Raw genomic sequence first — 21,858 nt, forward strand, 5'->3', positions numbered from 1 at the left:
TCGACAACAGCCTGTATGGACTCGACGGACCTGCTCGTCCCCGGCGGTCGGGACGTGCGCGCGACGCTGGACGAACCGGAAGACACCGACCCGACGGCGATAGTGGTCGCGTGCCCGCCACACCCACAGCACGGCGGCCACCGCGGCGACCAGCGACTGGTCGCGGCGAGCGAGGCCCTGACCGCGCAGGGCGTCGCCTGCCTCCGGTTCGACTACGGCGACTGGGACGAGGGGTACGGCGAGCGCGAGGACGCCCGCAACGCCGTTCGGTGGGCGCGCGACCGGTACGACCGCGTGGGCGCGTTCGGCTTCAGCTTCGGCGGCGCGATGGCGGCGCTCGCGTCGGCGTCGGTCGACCCCCGTCCCGACGCCGTCTCGCTGCTCGCGCCCGCCTCGCGGCTGGCCGACGACCTCGACGCCGCCGAGGCGCTCGGCGACCTCGACGTCCCGGTGCAGGTGTTCTACGGGACCCGCGACGACACCGCCGACTGGGAGCCGGCCGTCGAAGCGGTGCGCGATATTGGCGGCGAGGTCGTCGAACTCGAAGCCGACCACTTCTTCATCGGCCGCCACGACCGAATCGGCGAGCGGGTCGGGGCGTTCTTCGTCGACTCGTTGGGGCGCTGAGCCGACTCGTCGGCGCGTTCCCGTGCCACCCTCCGCCGTCGCTCGCGCGCTCCGAAATCGTTTTGAATCGGGGTCGCCGACAGTCGGTATGCCGACGGAACCGGAGACCGACTACGACCCCTCCCTCGGGAACAAGTTCATCTTCGTCACCGGGGGCGTCATGTCCGGCCTCGGGAAGGGCATCACCGCCGCCTCCACGGGCCGGTTGCTCGCCAACGCCGGGTTCGACGTGACGGCAGTCAAGATAGACCCGTACCTCAACGTCGATGCGGGGACGATGAACCCCTTCCAGCACGGGGAGGTGTACGTCCTCAAGGACGGTGGCGAGGTCGACCTTGACCTCGGGAACTACGAGCGCTTCCTCGACGTGGACATGACGTTCGACCACAACGTCACCACGGGCAAGACCTACCAGCACGTCATCGAAAAGGAGCGGGCGGGCGATTATCTGGGCAAGACCGTCCAGATAATTCCCCACGTCACCGACGACATCAAGCGCCGCATCCGCGAGGCCGCCGAGGGCCACGACGTCTGTCTCGTGGAGGTCGGCGGCACCGTGGGCGACATCGAGGGGATGCCCTTTCTGGAGGCCCTCCGCCAGTTCGCCCACGAGGAAGACGACGAGGACTTCCTCTTGACCCACGTCACGCTGGTCCCCTACTCGAAGAACGGCGAGCAGAAGACCAAGCCCACCCAACACTCCGTGAAGGAACTCCGCTCCATCGGCCTACAGCCCGACATCCTCGTCGGTCGGTGCGAGGACAAACTCGACCCTTCGACCCGCGAGAAAATCGCGCTGTTCTGCGACGTGCCGACCGACGCCGTCTTCTCGAACCCCGACGTGGAGGACATCTACCACGTCCCGCTGATGGTCGAGGAGGAGGGACTCGACGAGTACGTGATGGAGCGACTCGACCTCGCGGACGACGCGCTCCCCGAGGCCGAGCGGGACAACGAGTGGCGCGACCTCGCGACTCAGGAGACTCACGGCGAGGTCGACGTCGCGCTCGTGGGCAAGTACGACCTCGAAGACGCCTACATCTCGGTCAACGAGGCGCTCAAGCACGCCGGACTGGAGAAGAACGTGGACGTGAACGTCCGGTGGGTCGACTCCGAGGAGATGGACGACGACCACGAGCAGCGCCTCCGCGAGGCCGACGGCATCGTCGTTCCGGGCGGGTTCGGCTCGCGCGGGACCGCCGGCAAGATAGACGCGGTCCGGTACGCCCGCGAGAACGGCGTGCCCTACCTCGGGCTGTGTCTGGGCTTCCAGCTGGCGGTCGTGGAGTACGCCCGCAACGTCCTGGGATTGGAGGGCGCACACTCGGCCGAGATAGACGAGGACACGCCCCACCCGGTCATCGACCTGCTGCCCGAGCAGTACGACCTCGAAGACCTCGGGGGCACGATGCGGCTGGGCGCACACGAGACCGACATCGAACCGGACACGCTCGCGGCCGAGGTGTACGGCGCGACCACCTGCACCGAGCGCCACCGCCACCGGTACGAGGTCAACCCCGAGTACTTCGACGCGTTCGAGGACGCGGGGCTGACCTTCTCGGGGCGGTCGGGCAACCGGATGGAGATTCTGGAACTCGACGACCACCCGTACTTCGTCGGCACCCAGTTCCACCCCGAGTTCCGGTCGCGGCCGACCCGCGCCAGCCCGCCGTTCGTCGGGCTGCTCGACGCGGTGCTGGCCGAAACGGAGGCCGACGCGCGCGAGGAGGTCGAGGCCTGATGGTCGACCCCGGGGCGTTCATCGACGAGAAGGTCGACGAAATCCGCGCGGAACTCGGCGACGCCGACGCCATCATCGCGCTGTCGGGCGGAGTCGACTCCTCGACGGCGGCCGCGCTGGCCTACGAGGCGGTCGGCGACCAGCTCACGCCCGTCTACGTCGACACCGGGCTGATGCGGAAGGGCGAGACCGACGAGATACGCGAGACCTTCGCCTACATGGACTCGCTCCGCGTCGTGGACGCCCGCGAGCGGTTCCTCGACGCGCTGGCGGGCGTCACCGACCCGGAGGAAAAACGCCACGCCATCGGCGAGCAGTTCATCCGGGAGTTCGAGACCGTGGCCGAGGAGGTCGGTGCCGACTACCTCGTCCAGGGGACCATCTACCCCGACCGCATCGAGAGCGAGGGCACCATCAAGTCCCACCACAACGTCGGCGGGCTGCCCGAGGTCGTCGACTTCGAGGGCATCGTCGAGCCGATGCGGGACCTCTACAAGGACGAGGTCCGGGAGGTCGCCCGCGAACTCGACCTCGAAGCGATAATCGCCGAGCGCATGCCGTTCCCCGGTCCCGGCCTCGCCGTGCGAATCGTGGGCGAAGTGACCGAGGAGAAACTGGACGTGGCCCGCGAGGCCACCCACGTCGTCGAGGAGGAACTCGACGAGTACGACCCGTGGCAGGCGTTCGCGGCCGTCCTCGGCAAGGCCACCGGGGTCAAGGGCGACAACCGCGTCCACGGCTGGGTCGTCGCGGTCCGGTCGGTCGAGAGCCGCGACGGCATGACCGCCCGGGCCCAGGAGATAGGCTGGGAGACCCTCCAGCGCGTCCAAAGTCGCATCACCGGCGAGAACGAGAACGTGGCGCGGGTGCTGTACGACGTGACCCACAAGCCGCCCGCCACCATCGAGTACGAGTGACCATGAAGGCTATCGTCGTCGGACCCGACCCGGGCGGACTGGGCGAGGCCCTCGAAGCCGAGGGCGTCGAACTGACGCGCATCGAGGCGTACGGGACGCGACCCGCGCTCGAAGAGGCCGGCGTCACCGAGGCCGACGCGCTCGTCCTCACCGAGGCGGCGGGCGCGACCGCCATCCCCATCGCCAGGGACCTCAACGAGGACGTTCGCGTCGTGGTGTACGCCGACGACGACCTCCCGGACTTCGCGCGCGGGCAGGCCGACCTCATCGTCGACCCACGACTCCTGTCGGTCGAGGCCGTGGCCGAGGAGCTCGCGGGCTGACGGCGTCCCGTCCCCGGGTCGCCCGGGCGGGCCGCCGTCCGAACGGACGCTTTTTGACGATTCGCTCCCTACCTCGCGTATGGACGACCGGTTCCCGTCGACGTCCGGCGACCGCAGACGGGCAGTGCTGGCCGTACTGCCGTTCCTCGCGCTCGGACTCGCCGACGTGGTGTTGCTCCTCCAGTGGGGCATCGACCCGCTGTGGGGGTTCGCCATCCTACCGCCCATCCTGTTCGTGAGTGCGCTGGCGTGGATCGCCTTCTCGACGGACTTCCTCGGCGAACACCGGACCTGACCGGGGCGACCACGCACCCGGGCCGAACCGTTCAGAACCGTTCATCGACCGTGAACTGCGTCGAATCGTCTGGACGGTCGCCCGGTTGAAGTGGTCGGCGTCCCTACGAACGGCTGCGGTCGTTCCGAACGACGCGCTCCGACAGCGCGCGCCCGACCGCACCCGAACGTCCCGACGCGGCGGGGGACGGCGACCGCACCGGCCGGGTCGAGCCCGCGACCCGGTCTCCGCCGCCGCGACAGCCCAGCACCTCGCGCCGTCGCCCGCCGCACCCGAGCAGCCGTCGACCGCACGCGCCCCGCTTTTCTCGGGGCGTCCGGTCGGGACGCCCGGCCGTCCCGACCACTCTGGCTACCGCCTTCCGCGAGTCGAACAACCCCCGTCGTTATACTCGCCGGGCCGATACCCACCCGCATGGACGGAAACGAGTTCGACGCGGACGGAAGCGAGTTCGACGCCGTCGTCGTCGGCGGCGGCGTCGCGGGACTGACCGCGGGCACGTACCTCGCGCGCCACGAACTCGACGCGCTCGTGGTCGACGACGGGGAGTCTATCCTCCGGCGCAACGCCCACCTCGAAAACGTCCCCGGCTTCCCGGCGGGCGTGAACGCGCGGCTGTTCCTCGACCTGCTCTCGTCGCAGGCCGACCGCGCCGGCTGCGAGCGACGCGACGCCGCGGTCGAGCGCGTCCGGACGACCGACGACGGATTCGCGGTCGAGACCGGCGACGGCGCGACGGTCCGCGCTCGGTACGTCGTGGCCGCGACCAAAAACGAGACCAGTTACCTCGACGGCGTCGAGGGCGTCGACCTCGTGGACCGGGGCAAGACCTACGTGGACGCCGACGAGCGCGGCCGAACCGGTGTCGAGGGCCTCTACGCGGCCGGTCGGCTCGCGGGCAAGCCCCACCAGACCGCCGTGGCGGCCGGCCACGGCGCGGAGGTGGCGGTGACGCTGCTGGAGGACGACGACCGGCCGTTCTACCACGACTGGGTCGCGCCCGAGGGCTACTTCACCGGGCGCGGCCGCGACGTCCCGCCGGGCTGTGAGGAACTCGGCGACGAAGAGCGCCGGCGGCGCGAGCGGGAGTCGCTGGCAGTGATGCGCGACCACTTCGACGCGCCCCATCCCGAGGACCCGGAACAACACCCCAGCGTGGCCGACGAGGAGTGACCCGACTTCCGGAACGCACACACATTTCAGGGAGAGGGTCAAACCCCGGACCCGATGGCAGGGGACGTCGCCGACATGGAGGAACTCCGCGAGCGCATCGACCACCCGATGTACCGGCTGTTCACGGAGTACGGCGAGGGCCAGCGTCGCTGGTTCGCGCTCGGGCTGGTGACCAGCATCGCCGCCCGGGCGCTGGCGCTGGTGCCGCCCGTGGTGCTGGGCATCGCCATCGACTCGGTGTTCCGGAACGACGTCCCGTTCGACCTGCCGCTGGTGCCGGCGGCCCGGCTCCCCGACGGTCCGATGGCGGAGTTCTGGCTGTCGGCCGGAATCATGGGCGTCGCGATGGCGGGCGGCGCGGTGTGCAACTTCGCGCGCCAGTCGTCGCTCAACCTGTTCTCCCACCGGGTCAAACACGAGGTCCGGACCGCGACCTACCGCAAGATGCAGCACCTCGACATGGACTTTTTCGACGAGAAGCAGACCGGCGAGCTCATGTCGGTCCTGAGCAACGACGCCAACCGGCTCGAACTGTTCCTCGACGACATGATGTCGTCGGCCATCCAGCTCGGGGTGCTCCTGCTGGGCATCGGCGGCGTCCTGCTCTGGCTCAACCCGCAGCTCGCGGTCATCACGCTCGCGGCGATTCCGGTCGCGGCCGTGTTCACCTACTGGTTCATGCAGGCGGTCGAGGAGCGGTACGCGAACGTCCGCTCGTCGGTCGGCGACCTCAACACCCGGCTGGAGAACAACCTCGCGGGGATGCAGGTCATCAAGACCGCCAACGCCGAGGACCACGAGGACGACCGCATCACCGACGCCTCCTACGAGTACTTCCGGCGCGACTGGCTCTCGCTCCGGCTCAACTTCGTCTACCGTCCGGGGATGCAGTTGTTGACCTCCGTGGCGTTCGTCGCCACGTTCACGGTCGGTGGCCTCTGGCTGCTGAACGGCCCGCCGCTGGGTTTCTCGGGCACGCTCCGCGTCGGGTCGCTGGTCACGTTCCTCCTGTTGGTCCAGCGCATGGTCGAGCCGCTGACCCAGATGAGCGAAATCGTCGACCGCTACGAGGACGCCAAGGCCTCCGCGACCCGCATCCTCGCGCTGATGGACGTCGAACCCGACATCACCGACGCGCCCGACGCCGAGGACCTCGACCCGGTCCGGGGCCGGGTCGAGTACGACGACGTCGACTTCGCCTACGAGGACGAGCCCGTGCTGAGGGGCGTCGACTTCACGGCCGAGCCCGGCGAGACGGTCGGACTGGTCGGGCCGACCGGCGCGGGCAAGACCACCGTCCTGAAGCTGCTCGTCCGGCTCTACGACGTGACCGACGGCGCGGTCCGGCTCGACGGCCGGGACGTCCGCGACGTGACCCTGTCCAGCCTGCGCGACGCGGTGGGGTACGTGAGCCAGGACACCTTCCTGTTCGACGGGACGGTCGCCGAGAACATCGCGTACGGCACGTTCGACGCCGACCGCGAGGAGATAGTCGAGGCAGCGAGGGTGGCCGAAGCCCACGAGTTCATCCAGAATCTCCCCGAGGGCTACGACACCGAGGTCGGCGAGCGCGGCGTGAAGCTCTCGGGCGGCCAGCGCCAGCGGGTCGCCATCGCCCGGACCGTGCTCGCGGACCCGGCGGTCGTGGTGTTCGACGAGGCCACCAGCGCGGTCGACACCGAGACGGAACTGCTCATCCAGCGCAGCCTCGACCGGGTGACCGAGGACCGGACCACCTTCGTCATCGCCCACCGGCTGTCGACGGTCCGGGACGCCGACACCATCCTCGTCGTCGAGGACGGCGAGATAGTCGAGCGCGGCCCCCACGAGCAACTGCTGGCCGAGGACGGCCTGTACGCCAACCTCTGGCGGGTGCAGGCCGGCGAGATAGACGAACTCCCCGACGAGTTCGTGGCCGACGCCCGGCGGCGGGCGGCCGACGATGCCTGACGGGAGTCGTCGGCGGGGCGACCGGCGGCTCAGTCCGCGAGTCCGGGGCGGCGGCTCGCGCCCGACGGGAACGGTTCGGAGTCCCGCGTGAGTTCGAGGTACGAGTCGAGGGTCGACGCGCGGGCGGCCGGTTCGACGGTCCCGCGTCCGCGGTCGTAGTCGACCGCGTTCGCCTCGTCGAGCTTGGGGAGGTGGGCGTGGACGAGCGACGTCCGGACCGCGTCCGCGTCGGGCGCGTCGCCGCCGTCGCGCTGCCACGACGCGATGCGGTCGGCGAGCGTCTCGACGGTGACCGCACCGTCGCGACCGACGGCGTACAGCACGCCCCGCCGGCGCGCGTTCGACAGCAGGTCGAATGTGGCACTCACGTCCGCTGCGTTCTCGTCGGCGAGGGTCGGTTCGGTCATTGCATCCGGTCTTCCGACCCGAGGGCATATCAACCGGGGTCTCCGTCCCGCCGCGTTCGACGCGGCCGTCCCGGCCGTCCCGACTGTTTCAATGTATGATTTCTATTTTTAATACTTTCTCTCCGTCCCGCAACGGCCCGGGACGCTGCCCTCGCGCGGAACCCCGACAAGTTAACCGCGCACGCTCCGAACGCCCGCCAATGCTCGCGGGAGTCAACGTCGCGCTGGGCGTGACCGGCAGCATCGCTGCGGTGAAGGTGGTCGAGTTGGCCCACGAACTCCGGCGACGGGGCGCGTCGGTCCGGGCCGTGATGACCGACGGCGCGCGCAACATCGTCCACCCGTGGGCTGTCGAGTTCGCCACCGACGAACCGGTGGTGACCGAGATAACCGGCGCGGTCGAGCACGTCGAGCTCTGTGGCCGGGACGGCTGGGCCGACGTGTTGCTGGTCGCGCCGGCGACCGCGAACACGGTCGGGAAGGTCGCGGCAGCCGTCGACGACTCGCCCGTGACCACGACGGCGACCACCGCGCTGGGCGCGGACGTCCCCGTGGTGGTCGCGCCGGCGATGCACGAGCCGATGTACGACCACCCGGGCGTGCTCGACGCCATCGAGCGCGTCGAGTCGTGGGGCGTGGAGTTCGTCGGCCCCCGAATCGAGGAGGGGAAGGCCAAGATCGCCACCGAGGACGCCATCGCGCTCGCGGTCGCGCGGGCGACCGCGCCCGACGACCTCGCGGGCGAGCGCGTAGTCGTCACTAGCGGCGCGACCAGCGAACCGGTCGACCCCATCCGCGTGCTGACCAACCGGTCGTCGGGCCGGACCGGCCGAGCGGTCGCGCGGGCCTGCTACGTTCTCGGAGCGGACGTCACGCTCGTCCACGACGGCGGGGAGGTCCCCTACGCCGAGGTCGAGCAGGTCGAGACGGCCACCGAGATGCGCGAGGCGGTACTCGACCGCGTCGAGGCCGGCCGCGCGGACGCGCTGGTCTCGGCCGCCGCCATCGCCGACTACGCGGTCGAGGCCGCCGACGAGAAGATTCGGTCGGGACAGGACCTGACGCTCGACCTCTCGCCGACGCCGAAGCTCATCGAGTCGGTGCGGGCCGAAAGCGACCTCCCCATCGTCGGGTTCAAGGCCGAGACCGGCGGCGACGACGCGGCGATGGTCGAGCGGGCCCGCGAGACGCTCCGGCGGGCCGACCTCGCGTTCGTGGTCGCCAACGACGCGAGCGTGATGGGCGACTCCGAGACCCGGACGCTGTTCGTCCGGCCCAACAGCGTCAGGGAGTACCGCGGGAGCAAGGCGGAACTCGGTCGACGGGTGGCAGAGGAGTTGGCCGACGAACTCGGCTGACCGGTCGACCGACTCGACTGAGGGGAGTGGCACGACCGCCGAAGAGGGCCGACGCCCCGTCTCAGAGGTCGGCCGTCTCGAACCGCCGGTAGCCCAGCGCGACGGGGACGACCGCCCACGCCAGCAGGACTGCGACCGCCGCCGCGTCCGTCAGGTAGAACGGCACCTCACCGGCGACCCGATTCGAGACGGCGAGCGCGTCGCCCTGCAACGCCGTCCGGGGCACGTCCTCGACCATCCGCGACCAGCCGACCAGCCCCGAGACGTGCTGGCCGAACAGGCTGTCGGCGACCCGCGAGTAGGCCGCGATGGGCGACAGGCCCTTGAGCCCGAGGTACCACGCGGGGGCGTCGAGGCCGGCGAGCGACCCCTCGACCGCGTAGTGGACGCCCGCGACCGCGGGCTCCCACAGCAGGGTGAACATGACGTACGAGCCGATAGCGCCGGCCATCGCCCGGCCGCGGGTCGCGGTGCTGGCCGAGACGCCCACCGCGACGCCCGCGAACGACAGGCCGAGCAGGGTCGTCAATAGCGCGAACCCGACGAACGTCTCCAGCGCCAGTTCGGCGTACACTGCCGCGACGACGACCCCGCCGGCCGCGAACGACGCCAGCGTCGCGAGGACGACGACGACGCCCCGACTGAGTGCCTTCCCGAGTACGATGTCCCGACGGCTGTGTGGCAGCCCGTGGAGCACCCGGAGCCGGCCGGACTGGCGGTCGCCGGTCACCGCGAGGTAGCCGACGACCAGCGCGGCCACGGGGATGACCAGTTCCCCGCCGACGCTGGCGAAGAACACCATGAACCGCTCGGCGTCGGCCTGCCCGCCCGCGCTGAGTCCGACCCCGAGCACCGCCATCACGAGGACGAACGCGCCGACCAGCCCCCACACCATCTTCGAGCGGACCGCGTCCGCGAGGTCCTCGCGGACGACCAGCGGGAGGCTCACGCCACCACCTCCGCGTCGGTCCCTCCGTCCGGGCGCTCGCCCTCGCGGTCGGGGCGACGACCCTCGACGGCGGCGGGGTCCTGGCCGGTGTAGGCCGCGAACACGTCCCCGAGCGTGGGCTCGCTGGTGGCGAGGTCCCGAATCGTCGCGCCCGCGTCGAGGACGCGCTCGATGATTGCGGCCTTCGCCGCGGGCCGACTACACCGAACCTCCAGCCGGGCGTCGGTCGCGTCGACCCCGAGCACGCCCTCGATGCGGGTCAGGTCGACGTCGGGAACCCGGTCGAGGTCGAGGGTCAGCCGCGTGCCGAGCCCGGTCGTCTCCCGGAGGTTGGACACGGTGTCGACCGCGACCAGCTCGCCGTCGCGGAGGATGCCCACCCGGTCGCAGACCGCCTCCACGTGGGCCAGCACGTGCGAGGAGAAGAACACGGTGGTCCCGCGCTCGACCTCCTCGCGCACGAGCGCCTGCAGCTCCCGGATGCCCGTCGGGTCCAGCCCCGCGGCCGGCTCGTCGAGGACCAGCAGGTCGGGGTCGCCCGCCAACGCCATCGCCAGCGCGAGCCGCTGGGCCATCCCGGTCGAGTACTCGCCCGCGGGACGGTCGGCGTCCGCGGGGTCGAGCCCGACGCGGTCCAGCAGGCCGGCGACCGAGGCGTCGCCGCCCGTCGAGTCGAGCGCGAACCGGACGTGCTGGCGGCCGGTCCGTCGGGCGTACAGGTCGTACCCCTGCGGGAGGATGCTCGCGCGCCGACGGACCGCCATCGGCTCGGCCTGCGCGTCGTGGCCCAGCACGGTCGCTCGTCCGGCGGTGGGCCGCGCGAAGTCGAACAGCACGTCGATGGCCGTGGTCTTGCCCGCGCCGTTCGGCCCGAGGAACCCGAACGCTTCGCCGGTCTCGACCCGGAGGTCGAGGCCGTCGAGCGCGAGCACGTCCCCGTAGCGTTTCGTCAGGTCGTCGGTTCGAATCGCGTCGTCGGTCATGGTTTCACCTGCGGTCGGTGTCGGCCGACCGCCTCGTCCGAGTCGACTCGGGCCGCGCGTATCAATCGGTCACGCCGTTTAGGCGTAATACGGCCGGCGGTCGTTCGGTCGCGAGCCGGAACCGCCGGCCGTAATTCGGCCCCGGCGTCGGAGTCGGAGTGCCGACGGGCGTGCGGTCGCGTTCGAGCCGGCGTCTCCGTCGGACCGCACCACTGATTACGGGGCCGGTCGAACGACCGGCGAGGCGACTCACATGGCGTCCGACTCAGCGAGCAGCGACCCGCCCGCCCAGAAGGCCACCGACGAGGAGGTGCTGGCGGCGGTCGAGCGCGTCTCTCGCGGGCTTGACGCCCCGGCGGTCCCCACGTCGCAGGTCGCGGCCGAACTTCCGATCGCCCGCCAGACCGTCAAGCGACGGCTCGACGACCTCGCCGACGAGGGGCGAATCGCGTCGCTCGCGACCGGACAGGGCCGCATCTGGTGGCTCCCGGACGGGGAGGGCGGCCACGTCGACCCGGCGGCGCTCGACCGACCGTTCGACGTCGGCGAGGTCGACCCTCACGACGTGCCGCCGGAACTCGCCCGCGAGATAGCGACCGAGCGACTCCCGGAGTTCGGCCCGCCCGAGACGTTCTGGGAGCGACTGTACGACTGGAGCGACGGTCGGGCCGACGACGTGGTCACGCTGGTAGCGGTCGCGCTGGTGGTGCTCGCCGCGCCGACGCCCGGCCTGTTCGAGGACCGACTCCTCTCGCTGGGCGTCGGCGTCGGGCTGGTCGACCTGCTCGGACTGCTCGCGCTCGCCGGCGGGGCGCTCGTCGGCGTCGCGACCGGCCTCGCGCGAATCGCGGGCGGGCTGGGCCGGCGCGCCGCCGACCGGGGGTACGTCCCGGACGACCCCTTCGCGGGGGCGTCGCCGGTCGGACCGGCCGGCGGTTCGGCGACTGCGAGCGACGACGAGGAATCGGGCTGACCGGACAGCGCCGACGTCGCCGTTCGGGCCCGACCGCCCACGTCCCGTGCGGCCGAGCGACCGTCAGCCCCCGCGAATGCCGAGAAACCGAAGCAATCTTTAGTCACTGGCCGCGCCTTTCAGGTAGGATTCCCATGGGCGGACACGCGCCGACGAACAGTCGTGACGAGCGAGCCAGCGGGAGAGCGTGGCGATGACGGGCGCGAACGTCCTCGTGCCGGTCCGCGAGTCCGTCACGCTCCGGAACACGGTGGCGTACGCGCTCGACCGCGCGGTCGAATCCGGGTCGGACTCGACCGTCCACTTCGTCTTCCTGCTCTCCCGGCGGGTGCCGTCGGGCGGGTCGACCGCCGGGGTCGAGGCGGCCGAGGACTTCCTCGACCGGGTCGCGACGTGGGCCGGGGAGGACCTCGGCGAGAACGGCGACCGCGTCGCCGTGGAGACGGCGGTCGTCGGCCAGGACGAGTACCTGTTCAATCCCGGCGATTACAGCGCCGTGTTGACTCGCTACGCCCGCGCCAACGACGTCGACTCGGTCCTGCTCGACCCCGAGTTCAACCCCTCCGGGATGACGCCGCTGTTGCCGCCCCTGGAGGCCGAACTCGAACGCGCGGGTCTCGACGCCGAGGTCGCGCCGGTCGAGCGGCCGACCCGCCGATTTCCGGTCCTCCGTCGGGCCGGCCTCGGCCAGTTCGTCGTGCTGTTCGGCTGGGCCTTCGGCTTCTACCTGCTGGTGGGCGGGACGCTCTCGACGTTCGACCTCGCGACGGGCGCGATCAGCGCGCTCGTCGTCGCGAGCCTGCTGTGGCGCATCTCGCTCAGCGGCTTCGTGAACGTGCGCCAGCTCGCGGGCCGACTCGCCCGGCTGGTGCTGTACGCCCCCTTCTTGCTCTGGGAGATAACGAAGGCCAACGTCGAGATAGCGTACGTCGTGCTCCACCCGAGCCTCCCCATCGACCCCGAGGTCGTGGAGTTCGACGCCGCCGTCTGGTCGGAGCTCCCGGTGACGACGCTGGCCAACAGCATCACGCTCACGCCGGGGACGCTCACGGTCGACGTGAGCCGCCAGCACTTCACGGTCCACGCGCTGACGACCGACGCGCGCGAGGAGCTCCTCGCCGGGACGCTGGAGCGGGCGGTCCGGTTCGTGTTCTACGGCCGGTCGGCCGCCCGCATCGCCAGCCCGGCCGAGCGGGCACCGGACGCCGAGTCCACCGAGCGTGCGCCCGGTGCGACCTCCGGCGAAGGGCCCGACGCGGACGCCGACGAGCCCGCGACCGACGAGCCCGCCACGGAGGGTGATCGACCGTGACGGTCGTCGCCGACGTGTTGCTGGGGGCGGCCGCCGCGTTCGTCGTCATCTCGCTGGTCGTCGTCTACCGGCTGGTCCGGGGACCGACGATGCAAGACCGGGTCATGGCGGTCAACGTCGTCGGTTCGAACACGGTGGTCGTCATCGCGCTGGTCGCCGCCGCGCTCGGCGAGCCCGGCGCGCTCGACATCGCCATCGTGTACGCGCTGTTGAACTTCCTGATGAGCATCGCCATCTCGAAGTTCACGGTCGAGCGGGGTGGTGTGCTGTGACGCCCCGCGAGATAGCCATCGCGGTGCTGGCCGCCGGGGGCGTCTTCTTCGCGTTCGTCGCGGCGGTCGGGATGTTGCGGATGCCCGACCTCTACACCCGGTCGCACAGCGCCTCGAAGAGCGACACGCTGGCGGCCGGCCTGTCGCTGGCGGCCGTGGCGCTCGCGTTCGGGTCCGACGTCTCGACCATCAAGGCGGTACTGCTGCTGGTGTTCATGTTCATCACGAACCCGACCGCCGCCCACGCCATCGCGCGGGCGGCCGCGGAGGAGGGCATCGAACCGTGGACTGACGAGGAGGGCGAGGAATGAGCCCGATAGAGTTCGCCCTGCTGGCGTTCGTGCTGGCCTGCGCGCTCGTGACCGCCGTCCTCCGGGACGTACTGGGCTCGATCATCGCGTTCGCCGCCTACAGCCTCGGCATCGCGGTCATCTGGGTCGTGTTGCGCGCGCCCGACGTTGGCCTCACCGAGGCGGCCGTGGGCGCGGGCGTGACGACCGTCCTCTTCTTGCTGACCATCGCGAAGACGGTCCGGCCCGGCGACGGGCGCACCTTCGAGCGCGTCGACCTGCCGGCGCTCGGGGTCGCACTCGCGCTGGTGGCCGTCCTGGCGACCACGCTGGGCGCGCTCCCGCCGGTCGGAGCCGCCGACACCCCGATCGCCACCTCGGACGTGACCGCCTACTACCTCGACTACGCCTACGAGGAGGCCGGGGTCGAGAACGCCGTCACCGCCGTCCTGGCGTCGTATCGCGGGTTCGACACCCTCGGCGAGGCCGTGGTGGTGTACTCGGCGGGCGTCGGCATTCTCGTCGTGCTCGGCAAGGAGGTGTTCGAATGAGCGACCGCGCTGTAGACTCCGAGTCGGTCTCGGGAACCGCCGAGACGGCGACCGACGGCGGCATCGACCTCGACATCGGACCCGACGACGACGAGTCGGTCCAGCCCTACGTCGAGAGCCCCATCATCATGGCGACCGTCCGCGTGGTCGCGCCGTTCGTGTTCACGTTCGGACTGTTCATCATGTTCCACGGCGCGGACTCGTCGGGCGGGGGCTTCCAGGGCGGCGTCATCGTGGGGACGGTCATCCTGATGCTCGGCATCGCGTTCGGCATCGAACCCATCCGCGAGTGGCTCTCGCCCGCCGCCGTGGTCGCGCTGGTCGGGTCGGGCGTCGCGGCGTTCGTCGCCGTCGGCGTCCTCACCGTCGTCGCCGACGGCGCGTTCCTCGACTACGGAGCGGTCGGCATCCACCACGCCAGCAAGTACGGCATCGAGCTGGTCGAGCTGATAATCGGCGTCATCGTCGCGGGCATCATCACCGGGCTGTTTTTCGCCATCGCGTCGGGCGTTCGCGGAGGTGACTCGGCGTGATCGAAGCGCTCGCTGCCCGCTACTACTACCTCGGGACGTTCCTGCTGTTGGGGGTCGGCGCGTACATGATGATCGGCAACCGCAACCTCGTCAAGAAGGTGATCGGCATGAACCTGTTCCAGACGGGCATCTTCCTGTTCTTCATCGCGTCGGCGTACGTCGAGGGCGCGAACCCGCCCGTGCTGACCGCCGAAGCCCCGCACGTCAGTCCGCTGCCCCACGTCCTCATCCTGACCGCCATCGTGGTCGGGGTGGCGCTGACCGCGGTCGCGCTCGGCCTGCTGGTGCGCATCTACGACGAGTACGGCACGCTCGACGCCGACGTGCTCTGGGAGGTGCGCCACGATGAGTGACCTCGTCCCGTTCGCGGTCGCGGTCCCCATCCTGGGGTCGGTCCTCGCGCTGCTGGCGGGACTGGTCCGCTCCGAGAGCGGGTGGCCCGTCGCGCTGGTCGCCTCGCTCGCGCAGCTCGGACTGGTCGCCGAACTCGCCCGGCGGGCGTTCGTCGACGGCCGGATAACCTACGTCGTCGGCGGGTTCGAGGTGCCCTACGGCATCGAACTCGTGATAGACGGCCTGTCGGCCACGATGATACTCCTCGTGGCGGTCGCCGCGCTGGGCGTGCTCAGCTACGCCCGCGTCGGCGGGCCGCGCTCGAATCCGTTCTACGCGGCCTACCTCCTGCTGGTGGCGGGCCTGACGGGGATGAGCATCACCGGCGACCTGTTCAACATGTACGTCTTCCTGGAAATCACGGGACTGGCGGCGTACGTGCTGGTCGCCAGCGACGACGGCGGCCGGTCGGCGGTCGCGGCGTTCCGCTACCTGCTGATCGGCACGGTGGGTGCGTCGCTGTTCCTGCTGGGCGCGGGCTACGCCTACATCGGGACGGGGACGCTCAACATGGAGCATCTGGCGACCCTGCTGGCCGAGGACGTGGGCCACACCGCGACGCTGGCCCGGGCCGCGTTCGCGTTCGTCGTGGTCGGGCTGTTCATCAAGGTCGCGGTGTTCCCGCTCCACGTCTGGCAGCCCGAGGCGTACGCGGCCTCGCCCGACTCGGTGTCGGGACTCATCTCCGCGCTGGTCTCGACCGTCTCGGCGTACGCGCTGATTCGGGTGGTCTACACCGTGTTCACGCCGGCGTTCCTCGACGCCAACCCCCTCGCGCAGAACCTGCTCCTGGCGGCCGCTTCGGTGAGCATCCTCGCTGGGAGCGCGCTCGCGGTCGCCCAGACCGAGGTCAAGCGCATGCTCGCGTACTCGTCGGTGGCCCAGTTCGGCCTCGTGGTCGCCGGGATGGCGCTCGCCAGCGAGACCGCGATGGTGGGCGCGTTCGTCCACCTCGTCGGCCACGCCGTGATGAAGGGCGGGCTCTTCCTCGCGGCGGGGCTGGTCGCGGTCAGCACGGGCGCACGAACCGTCGACGACTACGAGGGGCTGGTCGACCGGCTCCCCGCCGGGGCCGTGCTGTTCGCGGTCCTCGCGTTCTCGATGGTGGGCATCCCGCCGACCGTCGGCTTCGTCGGCAAGTGGTACGTCGCACTGGGCGCGGTCGAGTCGGGCGCGTGGGCGCTGACCGGCGTCATCGTCGCCAGCACGCTACTCACGCTGGCGTACTTCGCCCGACTGGTCGAGCGGATGTTCTTCCGCGACGCGCCCGCACCCGCCGACTCGGCCGCGCCAGAGGACGCCGAGGTCGCGTCCGGGAACGCCGAGGTCGTGGCCGACGGGGCCGCCGTCGACGGCGGGAACGACGCCTCGCCCGCTCGCGGCCCGTCGCTGGGCATGTACGCGGTCGTCGTCGCGGCGGCCGTGCTGGCGGTGGCGCTCGGCGCGGCCGCCATCGAGTACGAACAGTTCGTCGAACCGACCGTGACGCGCCTGCTCTCCTGACCAATGACCGAGATTACTTCCATCCGACCGGTCGTAGCGGTGTTGATTTCGCTCGTCGCGACCGCGCCCATTCTCGCCTCCAGGCGGCGGCCCAACCTCCGGGAGTCGTGGACCATGCTGGCGGCGCTGGGCACGTTCGGCGTGGTGGCGAGCATGGTGCCCGGCGTGCTGGCCGGCGACACGTACGTCACCGACTTCGGCACGTTCGTCCCGGGCGTCGAGTTCGCGCTCCGGGCCGACGCGCTGGGCGTGCTGTTCGCGCTGCTCGCCAGCACGCTCTGGATAATCACGAGTCTCTACAGCATCGGCTACATGCGCGGGCTCGACGAGACCGACCAGAGCCGGTACTTCGCGGCGTTCGCGGCCAGCGTGTCGTCGGCGGTCGGCGTCGCCTTTGCCCACAACCTGGTCGTCCTCTACGTGTTCTACGAACTCCTGACCGTGGCGACCTACCCGCTAGTCGCCCACGACGAGACCGAGGAGGCCCGCGCGGCCGGCCGAAAGTACCTCGCGTACACGTTCGGCGGCGGGGTCGCGGTGCTGGCGGGCACCCTGCTGGTCGTCTGGCTCACCGGCACGGCCGAGTTCACCGCCGGCGGCATCGCCGCGCTGGCGACCGCCGACCCCGCGCTGGCGCGGGCGGCGTTCGCGCTGCTGGTGGCCGGCTTCGGCGTGAAGGCCGCGCTGATGCCGATGCACTCGTGGCTCCCGGACGCGATGGTCGCGCCCACGCCCGTCTCCGGGCTGCTCCACGCGGTCGCGGTCGTGAAGTCGGGCGTGTTCGGCATCGCGCGGGTCGTCCTCGACGTGTTCGGCCCGGAGGCGATTCGGGACCTCGGGATGGGGCTGCCACTCGCGGCGGTCGCGGCGTTCACGCTGCTGGCCGCCAGCGTCATCGCGCTCCGGCAGGACAACCTCAAGCGCCGGCTCGCGTTCTCGACGGTGAGCCAGCTTTCCTACATCGTGTTGGGGCTGGCGATACTCCACCCCATGTCGCTGGTCGGCGGCCTGCTCCACATCCCCGCCCACGCGTTCATGAAGCTCACCCTGTTCTTCTGCGCGGGAGCCATCCACGTCGAGACTCACACCGACGACATCTCCGAGATGGCGGGCATCGGCAAGCGCATGCCGGGCACGATGGCGGCGTTCGGAGTCGCCTCGCTCGGGATGGCGGGCATCCCGCTTTTGGCCGGGTTCGTGAGCAAGTGGTACCTGCTCATCGGGAGCGTGAGCGCCGACCAGACCCTCTTCGCGGTCGCGCTGCTGGTCTCGGGCGTGCTCAACGTCGCGTACTTCTGGCCCATCGTGTATCAGGCGTTCTTCGAGAGCGAGGACGCCGCCGACTCGAAACCGCTGATAGAGAACCCCTTCGGCGGTCGGCGCGGGATGGCGACCGACGGCGGCCGCGAGTCGGCCGATTCGGACGCCGCCGACCCCGACGAGGGCGAGTACGCGGTCGACCGCAACCCCAGCGACCACGTTCGGCCCGACGACCACGGGTCGTCTGCGGAGTCCGACCCGCCCGAACACTACGACCACCTGTCCGACGACCACCACGGCGACCACCACGGGGGGCCGCCGGCCGGCGGATGGGAGCGCCGGTCGGTCGCGGGCGAGACGACGTGGTTCATGCTCGGACCCATCCTCTCGGCCGCGGCCGGGGCCGTCCTGCTGGGCATCGTCCCGCATCAGGCGGTGTTCCTGCGACTGGTCGAGATGATAGTCGCGGGCGCGACGGGGGTGAACGTCTGATGGTCGAGTTCACGGCGATTCCGCCGGCCGTCCTCGTCCTCGCGGCCGCGCTGGTCGTGCCGCTGCTCTCGCGCCGCTCCGGTCACGCGGTGGGCGCGCTCTCGGCCGCCGTCGTCGCGGCGTGGTCGTACGCGGTCCCCGAGGGCGCGTACCTCGAAACCCAGTTCCTCGGGTTCAGGGCCGTCCTGTTCAACGTCGACGAGTTCTCGCGGCTGATGGGTCTCATCTTCGGGCTCATCGGCACCGTCGCCGTGGTGTACTCGTACGCCAGCGACGCCGACAACGCCCAGACCGCCTACGCGCTCTCGTACGTCGGCACCAGCCTCGGCGCGGTGTTCGCGGGCGACTGGCTCACGCTCCTGTTCTTCTGGGAGCTGATGGCCATCACCTCGACCCTGCTGGTGTGGGACTACGGCGGCAAGGCGGTCCGGGCGGGCTTCCGGTACGCCCTCCTCCACGGCATCGGCGGGAGCCTGCTGATGGCGGGCATCATCTGGCACTACGTCGAGGTGGGGTCGTTCCTGTTCACGGCGGCCGACGGCATCGCGCCCGGCATCCCGGCGACCCTCGCGGCGCTCGGCATCGGGGTCAACGTCGGGTTCGTCGGCCTGCACGCGTGGCTACCCGACACCTACCCGCGACCGCACATCGCGGCCAGCGTGTTCCTCTGCGTGTTCACCACCAAGACCGGCGTGTACGGGATGTACCGCGTGTTCCCCGAGGACGGCAACGTCGCGGTCGCCTACATGGGCGGGGTCATGGCCGTGTTCGGAGCCACGTACGCCCTGTTCCAGAACGACATGCGCCGCCTGCTCTCGTATCACATCCAGTCGCAGGTCGGCTACATGGTGGCCGGCGTCGGCATCGGGACGGCGCTGGGTCAGGCCGGCGCGATGGCCCACGTGTTCAACCACATCCTCTACAAGGGCCTGCTGTTCATGACGGCGGGCGTGATCGTCTACCGGACCGGGACGGAGAACCTGAAGAGGCTGGGCGGACTCGGCCGGGAGATGCCGATTACCGCCGGCGCGTTCACCGTCGCCGCCCTCTCCATCGCCGGGTTCCCGCTGTTCAACGGTTTCGTCAGCAAGGGCATCGTCATCTCCGCCAGCCACTACGACTTCCCGGCCGGACCCGTCGCCGTCGGTGACTTCCACACCCTCGAACTCCTCCTCCTCGTCGGGGGCGTCGGCACCTTCCTCTCGTTCATCAAGTTCGGCTACTACGCGTTCCTCCACGGCGAGTACGGCGGCAGCGTCGCCGACGCCAACCGCGGCCAGACCGTCGCGATGCTCAGCGTCGCCGCGCTGTGTGTCTTCTACGGCGTCTTCGACGGCGCGCTGTTCGCACTCTTGCCGTTCGACGTGACCAGCGACGCGGCCGTCTCGCACGTCTACGAGACCTACACCTTCGACCACGTCGTCGAGGGGCTGGCGCTGGCGGCCATCGGCTTCGTCGGGTTCGTCCTCGTCAAGAAGCCCCTGGAGCGGTACGGCGGCGACGTTCCCGACGTCGACGCCATCTACAGCCCGGCCTCGTTCTACGGTACGCGGGCGCTGGTCGTGGGCGTCACCGAGCTGTACGCCGCCGTCGACCGGGTCGCGGTCGGGCTGGCCCGGACCTCGACGCGCGGCGTCCACCGGCTCGGCCGGGGCGTCGTCGCGCTGGGCGGCGGACGCGAGGTCGAGTTCCGGACCGACGTCCGAAACGGCGTGTTGCTGGTGGCGGTCGCGCTCGTCGTCGCGCTGGCCGTGGTGCTGTGAGCGGCCCGCCGGCGCGATTCCGTCACCTTTTATTGTCGTGTCGAGTACCCCCAACATGGAGAAGCTCAAGCGGTCGTTGCTCGACGCCCCCATCATCGAGAAAGACGGCTACCATTACTTCGTCCATCCCATCAGCGACGGCATCCCGGTGCTGGAGCCGGGTCTCCTCCGCGAGATCGTCATCCAGATAATCAGAAAGGCGGAGCTGGAGGACGTGGACAAAATCGTCACCCCCGCAGCGATGGGCATCCACATCTCGACGGCGGTGTCGCTGATGACCGACATCCCGGTGGTGGTCATCCGCAAGCGCGAGTACGGACTCGACGGCGAGGTCGCGCTCTCCCAGCAGACCGGCTACTCCGAGAACGAGATGTACATCAACAACGTCGTGGAGGGCGACCGGGTCCTCCTGCTCGACGACGTGCTCAGCACGGGCGGGACGATGAAGGCCATCACGGAGGCGCTCGAACACATCGGCGCGGACGTCGCCGACGTGCTGGCGGTCATCAAGAAGGTCGGCCCGAACGAACTCGACGACACCGACTACGACGTCAAGACGCTCATCAACGTCGACGTCGAGGACGGTGAGGTCGTCATCGTGGACGAGAACGGCGACGGATAGGACGACTGCGAGGCCGTGGGGTCTTTTCATCAACGTTTTGCAAGCGAGCGAGAGCGCGGCGCGGAGCGCCGCGCAAACGCGAGCGCAGCAGAAGGGTGGATGGCGAAGTCGTCATCGTCGACGAGAGCGGCGACGGATAAGGGCAGGGCTGTGCGATATTTCACCCCCGCGACGGAACTCGCCATTCGTTCTCACACCCGCAAAACGTATTTCAACCGACCGGTGGAACGTCCGGTTCGATGCCGATTCCGAACCTCCCCGAGAAGTTCGACGCGCAGCCGCTCATCACGCCCGAGAAGGAGGCCGAGTACAGGGCCGAGCGAGTCGACGGCGACCCGGTGGAGCCCCCCGAGGCGGTCGTCCTCTGCTACAGTCGCGGCCTGATGGACTACCTCACGGAGGCGTACGACGGCCGGGAGGTAGACCACTACTACGGCGACCTCTACGTCTTCGACGACGCCGACCGCTCGGTGGGCGTCCTCGGCAACTTCGATATCGGCGCACCCACCGCCGCGATGCTGATGGAGGAACTCGCGGTCGACGGCGTGGAGGCGTTCCTCTCGGTCGGCTACGCGGGCTGTCTCGACGACGACATCGAGATGGGGGAGTTCATCGTGCCCGAGCGAGCCATTCGCGACGAGGGCACGTCCCACCACTACGTCGAACCGGAGACGTACGCCCGCGCCAGCGAGTCGCTCGTCGGCGAGACGAAACGACTCCTGGAGCGCCGCGAGGAGCCGTTCCACGTCGGCCCGACGTGGACCACCGACGCCGTCTACCGGGAGACGAAACTGGAGGTCGAACGGTACGCCAGCGAGGGCGTCCTCACCGTGGAGATGGAGGCGGCGGCGGTGTTCGCGGTCGCGGCTCATCGCGGCGTCGACGCGGGCGCGATGTTCGTCGTCAGCGACTACCTCGGGCTCTCGGACTGGGAGCCGAAGTTCCACCTGACCGCCGAAGACATGCACCGGCTCGGCGACACCGCGAAGGAGATTCTCACCGGCTACGTGGGCGAAACGTAGCGGGGGTCGGTCGGACGCGCCGCACTCGCTCGAGCGACCCAACCCGGGCAACAGCGACGACTCGGGCGAACGAAGCGCGGCGACGGCCGCCCACAGCACGCCGGTCGCCAGCGACCCGGTCGCCGAGAACGTCGTCCCCGTCGTGTAGA

Annotated in this window: 23 protein-coding genes; 20 read left to right on the forward strand and 3 right to left on the reverse strand. The window is 70.3% G+C overall.

Annotated features, from left to right (window positions below; translation table 11 throughout):
- Positions 1–15 precede the first annotated feature (15 nt).
- The 7 genes from EPL03_RS14610 (at position 16) to EPL03_RS14640 (ending at position 7,026) form a co-directional block, all read left to right on the forward strand.
- On the forward strand, positions 16–627 hold the full coding sequence (locus EPL03_RS14610; RefSeq protein WP_135830078.1) for an alpha/beta hydrolase: 612 nt from the start codon (positions 16–18) through the stop codon (positions 625–627).
- An 88-nt stretch (positions 628–715) separates the two neighbouring features.
- Complete coding sequence (gene pyrG / locus EPL03_RS14615) at positions 716–2,368, forward strand: glutamine hydrolyzing CTP synthase (protein ID WP_135830079.1); 1,653 nt, start codon at positions 716–718, stop codon at positions 2,366–2,368.
- Positions 2,368–3,285, forward strand: coding sequence for a glutamine-hydrolyzing GMP synthase (gene guaA, locus EPL03_RS14620; RefSeq protein WP_135830080.1), 918 nt, complete (start codon positions 2,368–2,370; stop codon positions 3,283–3,285). Before pyrG ends, guaA begins: the two co-directional genes overlap by 1 nt.
- 2 nt (positions 3,286–3,287) lie before the next feature.
- A complete protein-coding gene (locus EPL03_RS14625) occupies positions 3,288–3,608 on the forward strand; it encodes a DUF7126 family protein (RefSeq protein WP_135830081.1) in 321 nt (106 codons plus the stop codon).
- A gap of 79 nt (positions 3,609–3,687) precedes the next feature.
- On the forward strand, positions 3,688–3,903 hold the full coding sequence (locus EPL03_RS14630) for a hypothetical protein (protein ID WP_135830082.1): 216 nt from the start codon (positions 3,688–3,690) through the stop codon (positions 3,901–3,903).
- Positions 3,904–4,317: 414 nt separating this feature from the next.
- Complete coding sequence (locus EPL03_RS14635) at positions 4,318–5,076, forward strand: FAD-dependent oxidoreductase (protein WP_135830083.1); 759 nt, start codon at positions 4,318–4,320, stop codon at positions 5,074–5,076.
- A 54-nt stretch (positions 5,077–5,130) separates the two neighbouring features.
- A complete protein-coding gene (locus EPL03_RS14640; protein ID WP_135830084.1) occupies positions 5,131–7,026 on the forward strand; it encodes an ABC transporter ATP-binding protein in 1,896 nt (631 codons plus the stop codon).
- Positions 7,027–7,055: 29 nt separating this feature from the next.
- Here EPL03_RS14640 and EPL03_RS14645 read toward each other — a convergent pair whose 3' ends face one another.
- Entirely contained in the window at positions 7,056–7,433 is a 378-nt protein-coding gene (locus tag EPL03_RS14645) for a DUF7344 domain-containing protein (RefSeq protein ID WP_135830085.1), read from the reverse strand.
- A 200-nt stretch (positions 7,434–7,633) separates the two neighbouring features.
- On the opposite strand from EPL03_RS14645, the gene coaBC reads away from it, so the two are divergent.
- Complete coding sequence (coaBC, locus tag EPL03_RS14650) at positions 7,634–8,791, forward strand: bifunctional phosphopantothenoylcysteine decarboxylase/phosphopantothenate--cysteine ligase CoaBC (protein WP_135830086.1); 1,158 nt, start codon at positions 7,634–7,636, stop codon at positions 8,789–8,791.
- 61 nt (positions 8,792–8,852) lie between these two features.
- On the opposite strand, the gene EPL03_RS14655 is transcribed toward coaBC, so the two are convergent.
- Together EPL03_RS14655 and EPL03_RS14660 are read right to left on the reverse strand one after the other, a co-directional pair.
- Positions 8,853–9,740: an ABC transporter permease gene (locus EPL03_RS14655; protein WP_135830087.1), complete on the reverse strand. Its 888-nt coding sequence runs from the start codon at positions 9,738–9,740 to the stop codon at positions 8,853–8,855.
- A complete protein-coding gene (locus EPL03_RS14660; RefSeq protein WP_135830088.1) occupies positions 9,737–10,723 on the reverse strand; it encodes an ABC transporter ATP-binding protein in 987 nt (328 codons plus the stop codon). The genes EPL03_RS14655 and EPL03_RS14660 overlap by 4 nt, the downstream gene beginning before the upstream one ends.
- Before the next feature lie 253 nt (positions 10,724–10,976).
- Between EPL03_RS14660 and EPL03_RS14665 the strand changes: the two genes are divergently transcribed.
- The 12 genes from EPL03_RS14665 to EPL03_RS14720 all read left to right on the forward strand — a co-directional run bounded on the left by EPL03_RS14665 (position 10,977) and on the right by EPL03_RS14720 (position 21,709).
- Positions 10,977–11,696 (forward strand): hypothetical protein, encoded by a 720-nt coding sequence (locus EPL03_RS14665; RefSeq protein WP_135830089.1) that lies wholly within the window; start codon positions 10,977–10,979, stop codon positions 11,694–11,696.
- 193 nt (positions 11,697–11,889) lie between these two features.
- Positions 11,890–13,008, forward strand: coding sequence for a monovalent cation/H+ antiporter subunit E (locus tag EPL03_RS14670; protein ID WP_135830090.1), 1,119 nt, complete (start codon positions 11,890–11,892; stop codon positions 13,006–13,008).
- A complete protein-coding gene (locus EPL03_RS14675; protein ID WP_135830091.1) occupies positions 13,005–13,280 on the forward strand; it encodes a cation:proton antiporter in 276 nt (91 codons plus the stop codon). The genes EPL03_RS14670 and EPL03_RS14675 overlap by 4 nt, the downstream gene beginning before the upstream one ends.
- Positions 13,277–13,591, forward strand: a complete 315-nt coding sequence (gene mnhG / locus EPL03_RS14680) for a monovalent cation/H(+) antiporter subunit G (protein WP_135830092.1) — start codon at positions 13,277–13,279, stop codon at positions 13,589–13,591. The genes EPL03_RS14675 and mnhG overlap by 4 nt, the downstream gene beginning before the upstream one ends.
- On the forward strand, positions 13,588–14,121 hold the full coding sequence (locus tag EPL03_RS14685) for a DUF4040 domain-containing protein (protein ID WP_135830093.1): 534 nt from the start codon (positions 13,588–13,590) through the stop codon (positions 14,119–14,121). The genes mnhG and EPL03_RS14685 overlap by 4 nt, the downstream gene beginning before the upstream one ends.
- Positions 14,118–14,654, forward strand: coding sequence for an MnhB domain-containing protein (locus tag EPL03_RS14690; RefSeq protein ID WP_135830094.1), 537 nt, complete (start codon positions 14,118–14,120; stop codon positions 14,652–14,654). The genes EPL03_RS14685 and EPL03_RS14690 overlap by 4 nt, the downstream gene beginning before the upstream one ends.
- On the forward strand, positions 14,651–15,007 hold the full coding sequence (locus EPL03_RS14695; RefSeq protein WP_135830095.1) for a cation:proton antiporter subunit C: 357 nt from the start codon (positions 14,651–14,653) through the stop codon (positions 15,005–15,007). The genes EPL03_RS14690 and EPL03_RS14695 overlap by 4 nt, the downstream gene beginning before the upstream one ends.
- A complete protein-coding gene (locus tag EPL03_RS14700; RefSeq protein ID WP_135830096.1) occupies positions 15,000–16,550 on the forward strand; it encodes a monovalent cation/H+ antiporter subunit D family protein in 1,551 nt (516 codons plus the stop codon). Before EPL03_RS14695 ends, EPL03_RS14700 begins: the two co-directional genes overlap by 8 nt.
- Positions 16,551–16,553: 3 nt before the next feature.
- A complete protein-coding gene (locus EPL03_RS14705) occupies positions 16,554–18,302 on the forward strand; it encodes a cation:proton antiporter (protein ID WP_135830097.1) in 1,749 nt (582 codons plus the stop codon).
- A complete protein-coding gene (locus EPL03_RS14710; protein WP_135830098.1) occupies positions 18,302–20,065 on the forward strand; it encodes a Na(+)/H(+) antiporter subunit D in 1,764 nt (587 codons plus the stop codon). The genes EPL03_RS14705 and EPL03_RS14710 overlap by 1 nt, the downstream gene beginning before the upstream one ends.
- A gap of 55 nt (positions 20,066–20,120) precedes the next feature.
- A complete protein-coding gene (gene hpt, locus EPL03_RS14715) occupies positions 20,121–20,687 on the forward strand; it encodes a hypoxanthine/guanine phosphoribosyltransferase (RefSeq protein ID WP_135830099.1) in 567 nt (188 codons plus the stop codon).
- A gap of 239 nt (positions 20,688–20,926) precedes the next feature.
- The gene (locus tag EPL03_RS14720; RefSeq protein ID WP_135830100.1) at positions 20,927–21,709 is read left to right on the forward strand and encodes a nucleoside phosphorylase; all 783 of its coding nucleotides are present in this window, start codon (positions 20,927–20,929) and stop codon (positions 21,707–21,709) included.
- The last annotated feature ends 149 nt before the right edge of the window (positions 21,710–21,858 follow it).

Source organism: Halorussus halobius (assembly GCF_004765805.1).
Taxonomy (GTDB): domain Archaea; phylum Halobacteriota; class Halobacteria; order Halobacteriales; family Haladaptataceae; genus Halorussus; species Halorussus halobius.

What these genes read in the sequence shown, in the direction of transcription:
- EPL03_RS14685 (WP_135830093.1), top strand. Translation starts at nt 13,588, where the DNA reads ATGAGCCCGATAGAGTTCGCCCTGCTGGCGTTCGTGCTGGCCTGCGCG.
- EPL03_RS14665 (WP_135830089.1), top strand. Translation starts at nt 10,977, where the DNA reads ATGGCGTCCGACTCAGCGAGCAGCGACCCGCCCGCCCAGAAGGCCACC.
- EPL03_RS14660 (WP_135830088.1), bottom strand. Translation starts at nt 10,723, where the DNA reads ATGACCGACGACGCGATTCGAACCGACGACCTGACGAAACGCTACGGG.
- EPL03_RS14700 (WP_135830096.1), top strand. Translation starts at nt 15,000, where the DNA reads ATGAGTGACCTCGTCCCGTTCGCGGTCGCGGTCCCCATCCTGGGGTCG.
- EPL03_RS14705 (WP_135830097.1), top strand. Translation starts at nt 16,554, where the DNA reads ATGACCGAGATTACTTCCATCCGACCGGTCGTAGCGGTGTTGATTTCG.
- pyrG (WP_135830079.1), top strand. Translation starts at nt 716, where the DNA reads ATGCCGACGGAACCGGAGACCGACTACGACCCCTCCCTCGGGAACAAG.
- EPL03_RS14670 (WP_135830090.1), top strand. Translation starts at nt 11,890, where the DNA reads ATGACGGGCGCGAACGTCCTCGTGCCGGTCCGCGAGTCCGTCACGCTC.
- EPL03_RS14630 (WP_135830082.1), top strand. Translation starts at nt 3,688, where the DNA reads ATGGACGACCGGTTCCCGTCGACGTCCGGCGACCGCAGACGGGCAGTG.
- EPL03_RS14625 (WP_135830081.1), top strand. Translation starts at nt 3,288, where the DNA reads ATGAAGGCTATCGTCGTCGGACCCGACCCGGGCGGACTGGGCGAGGCC.
- EPL03_RS14635 (WP_135830083.1), top strand. Translation starts at nt 4,318, where the DNA reads ATGGACGGAAACGAGTTCGACGCGGACGGAAGCGAGTTCGACGCCGTC.
- EPL03_RS14610 (WP_135830078.1), top strand. Translation starts at nt 16, where the DNA reads ATGGACTCGACGGACCTGCTCGTCCCCGGCGGTCGGGACGTGCGCGCG.
- EPL03_RS14640 (WP_135830084.1), top strand. Translation starts at nt 5,131, where the DNA reads ATGGCAGGGGACGTCGCCGACATGGAGGAACTCCGCGAGCGCATCGAC.
- EPL03_RS14720 (WP_135830100.1), top strand. Translation starts at nt 20,927, where the DNA reads ATGCCGATTCCGAACCTCCCCGAGAAGTTCGACGCGCAGCCGCTCATC.
- hpt (WP_135830099.1), top strand. Translation starts at nt 20,121, where the DNA reads ATGGAGAAGCTCAAGCGGTCGTTGCTCGACGCCCCCATCATCGAGAAA.
- EPL03_RS14645 (WP_135830085.1), bottom strand. Translation starts at nt 7,433, where the DNA reads ATGACCGAACCGACCCTCGCCGACGAGAACGCAGCGGACGTGAGTGCC.
- coaBC (WP_135830086.1), top strand. Translation starts at nt 7,634, where the DNA reads ATGCTCGCGGGAGTCAACGTCGCGCTGGGCGTGACCGGCAGCATCGCT.
- EPL03_RS14690 (WP_135830094.1), top strand. Translation starts at nt 14,118, where the DNA reads ATGAGCGACCGCGCTGTAGACTCCGAGTCGGTCTCGGGAACCGCCGAG.
- EPL03_RS14710 (WP_135830098.1), top strand. Translation starts at nt 18,302, where the DNA reads ATGGTCGAGTTCACGGCGATTCCGCCGGCCGTCCTCGTCCTCGCGGCC.
- guaA (WP_135830080.1), top strand. Translation starts at nt 2,368, where the DNA reads ATGGTCGACCCCGGGGCGTTCATCGACGAGAAGGTCGACGAAATCCGC.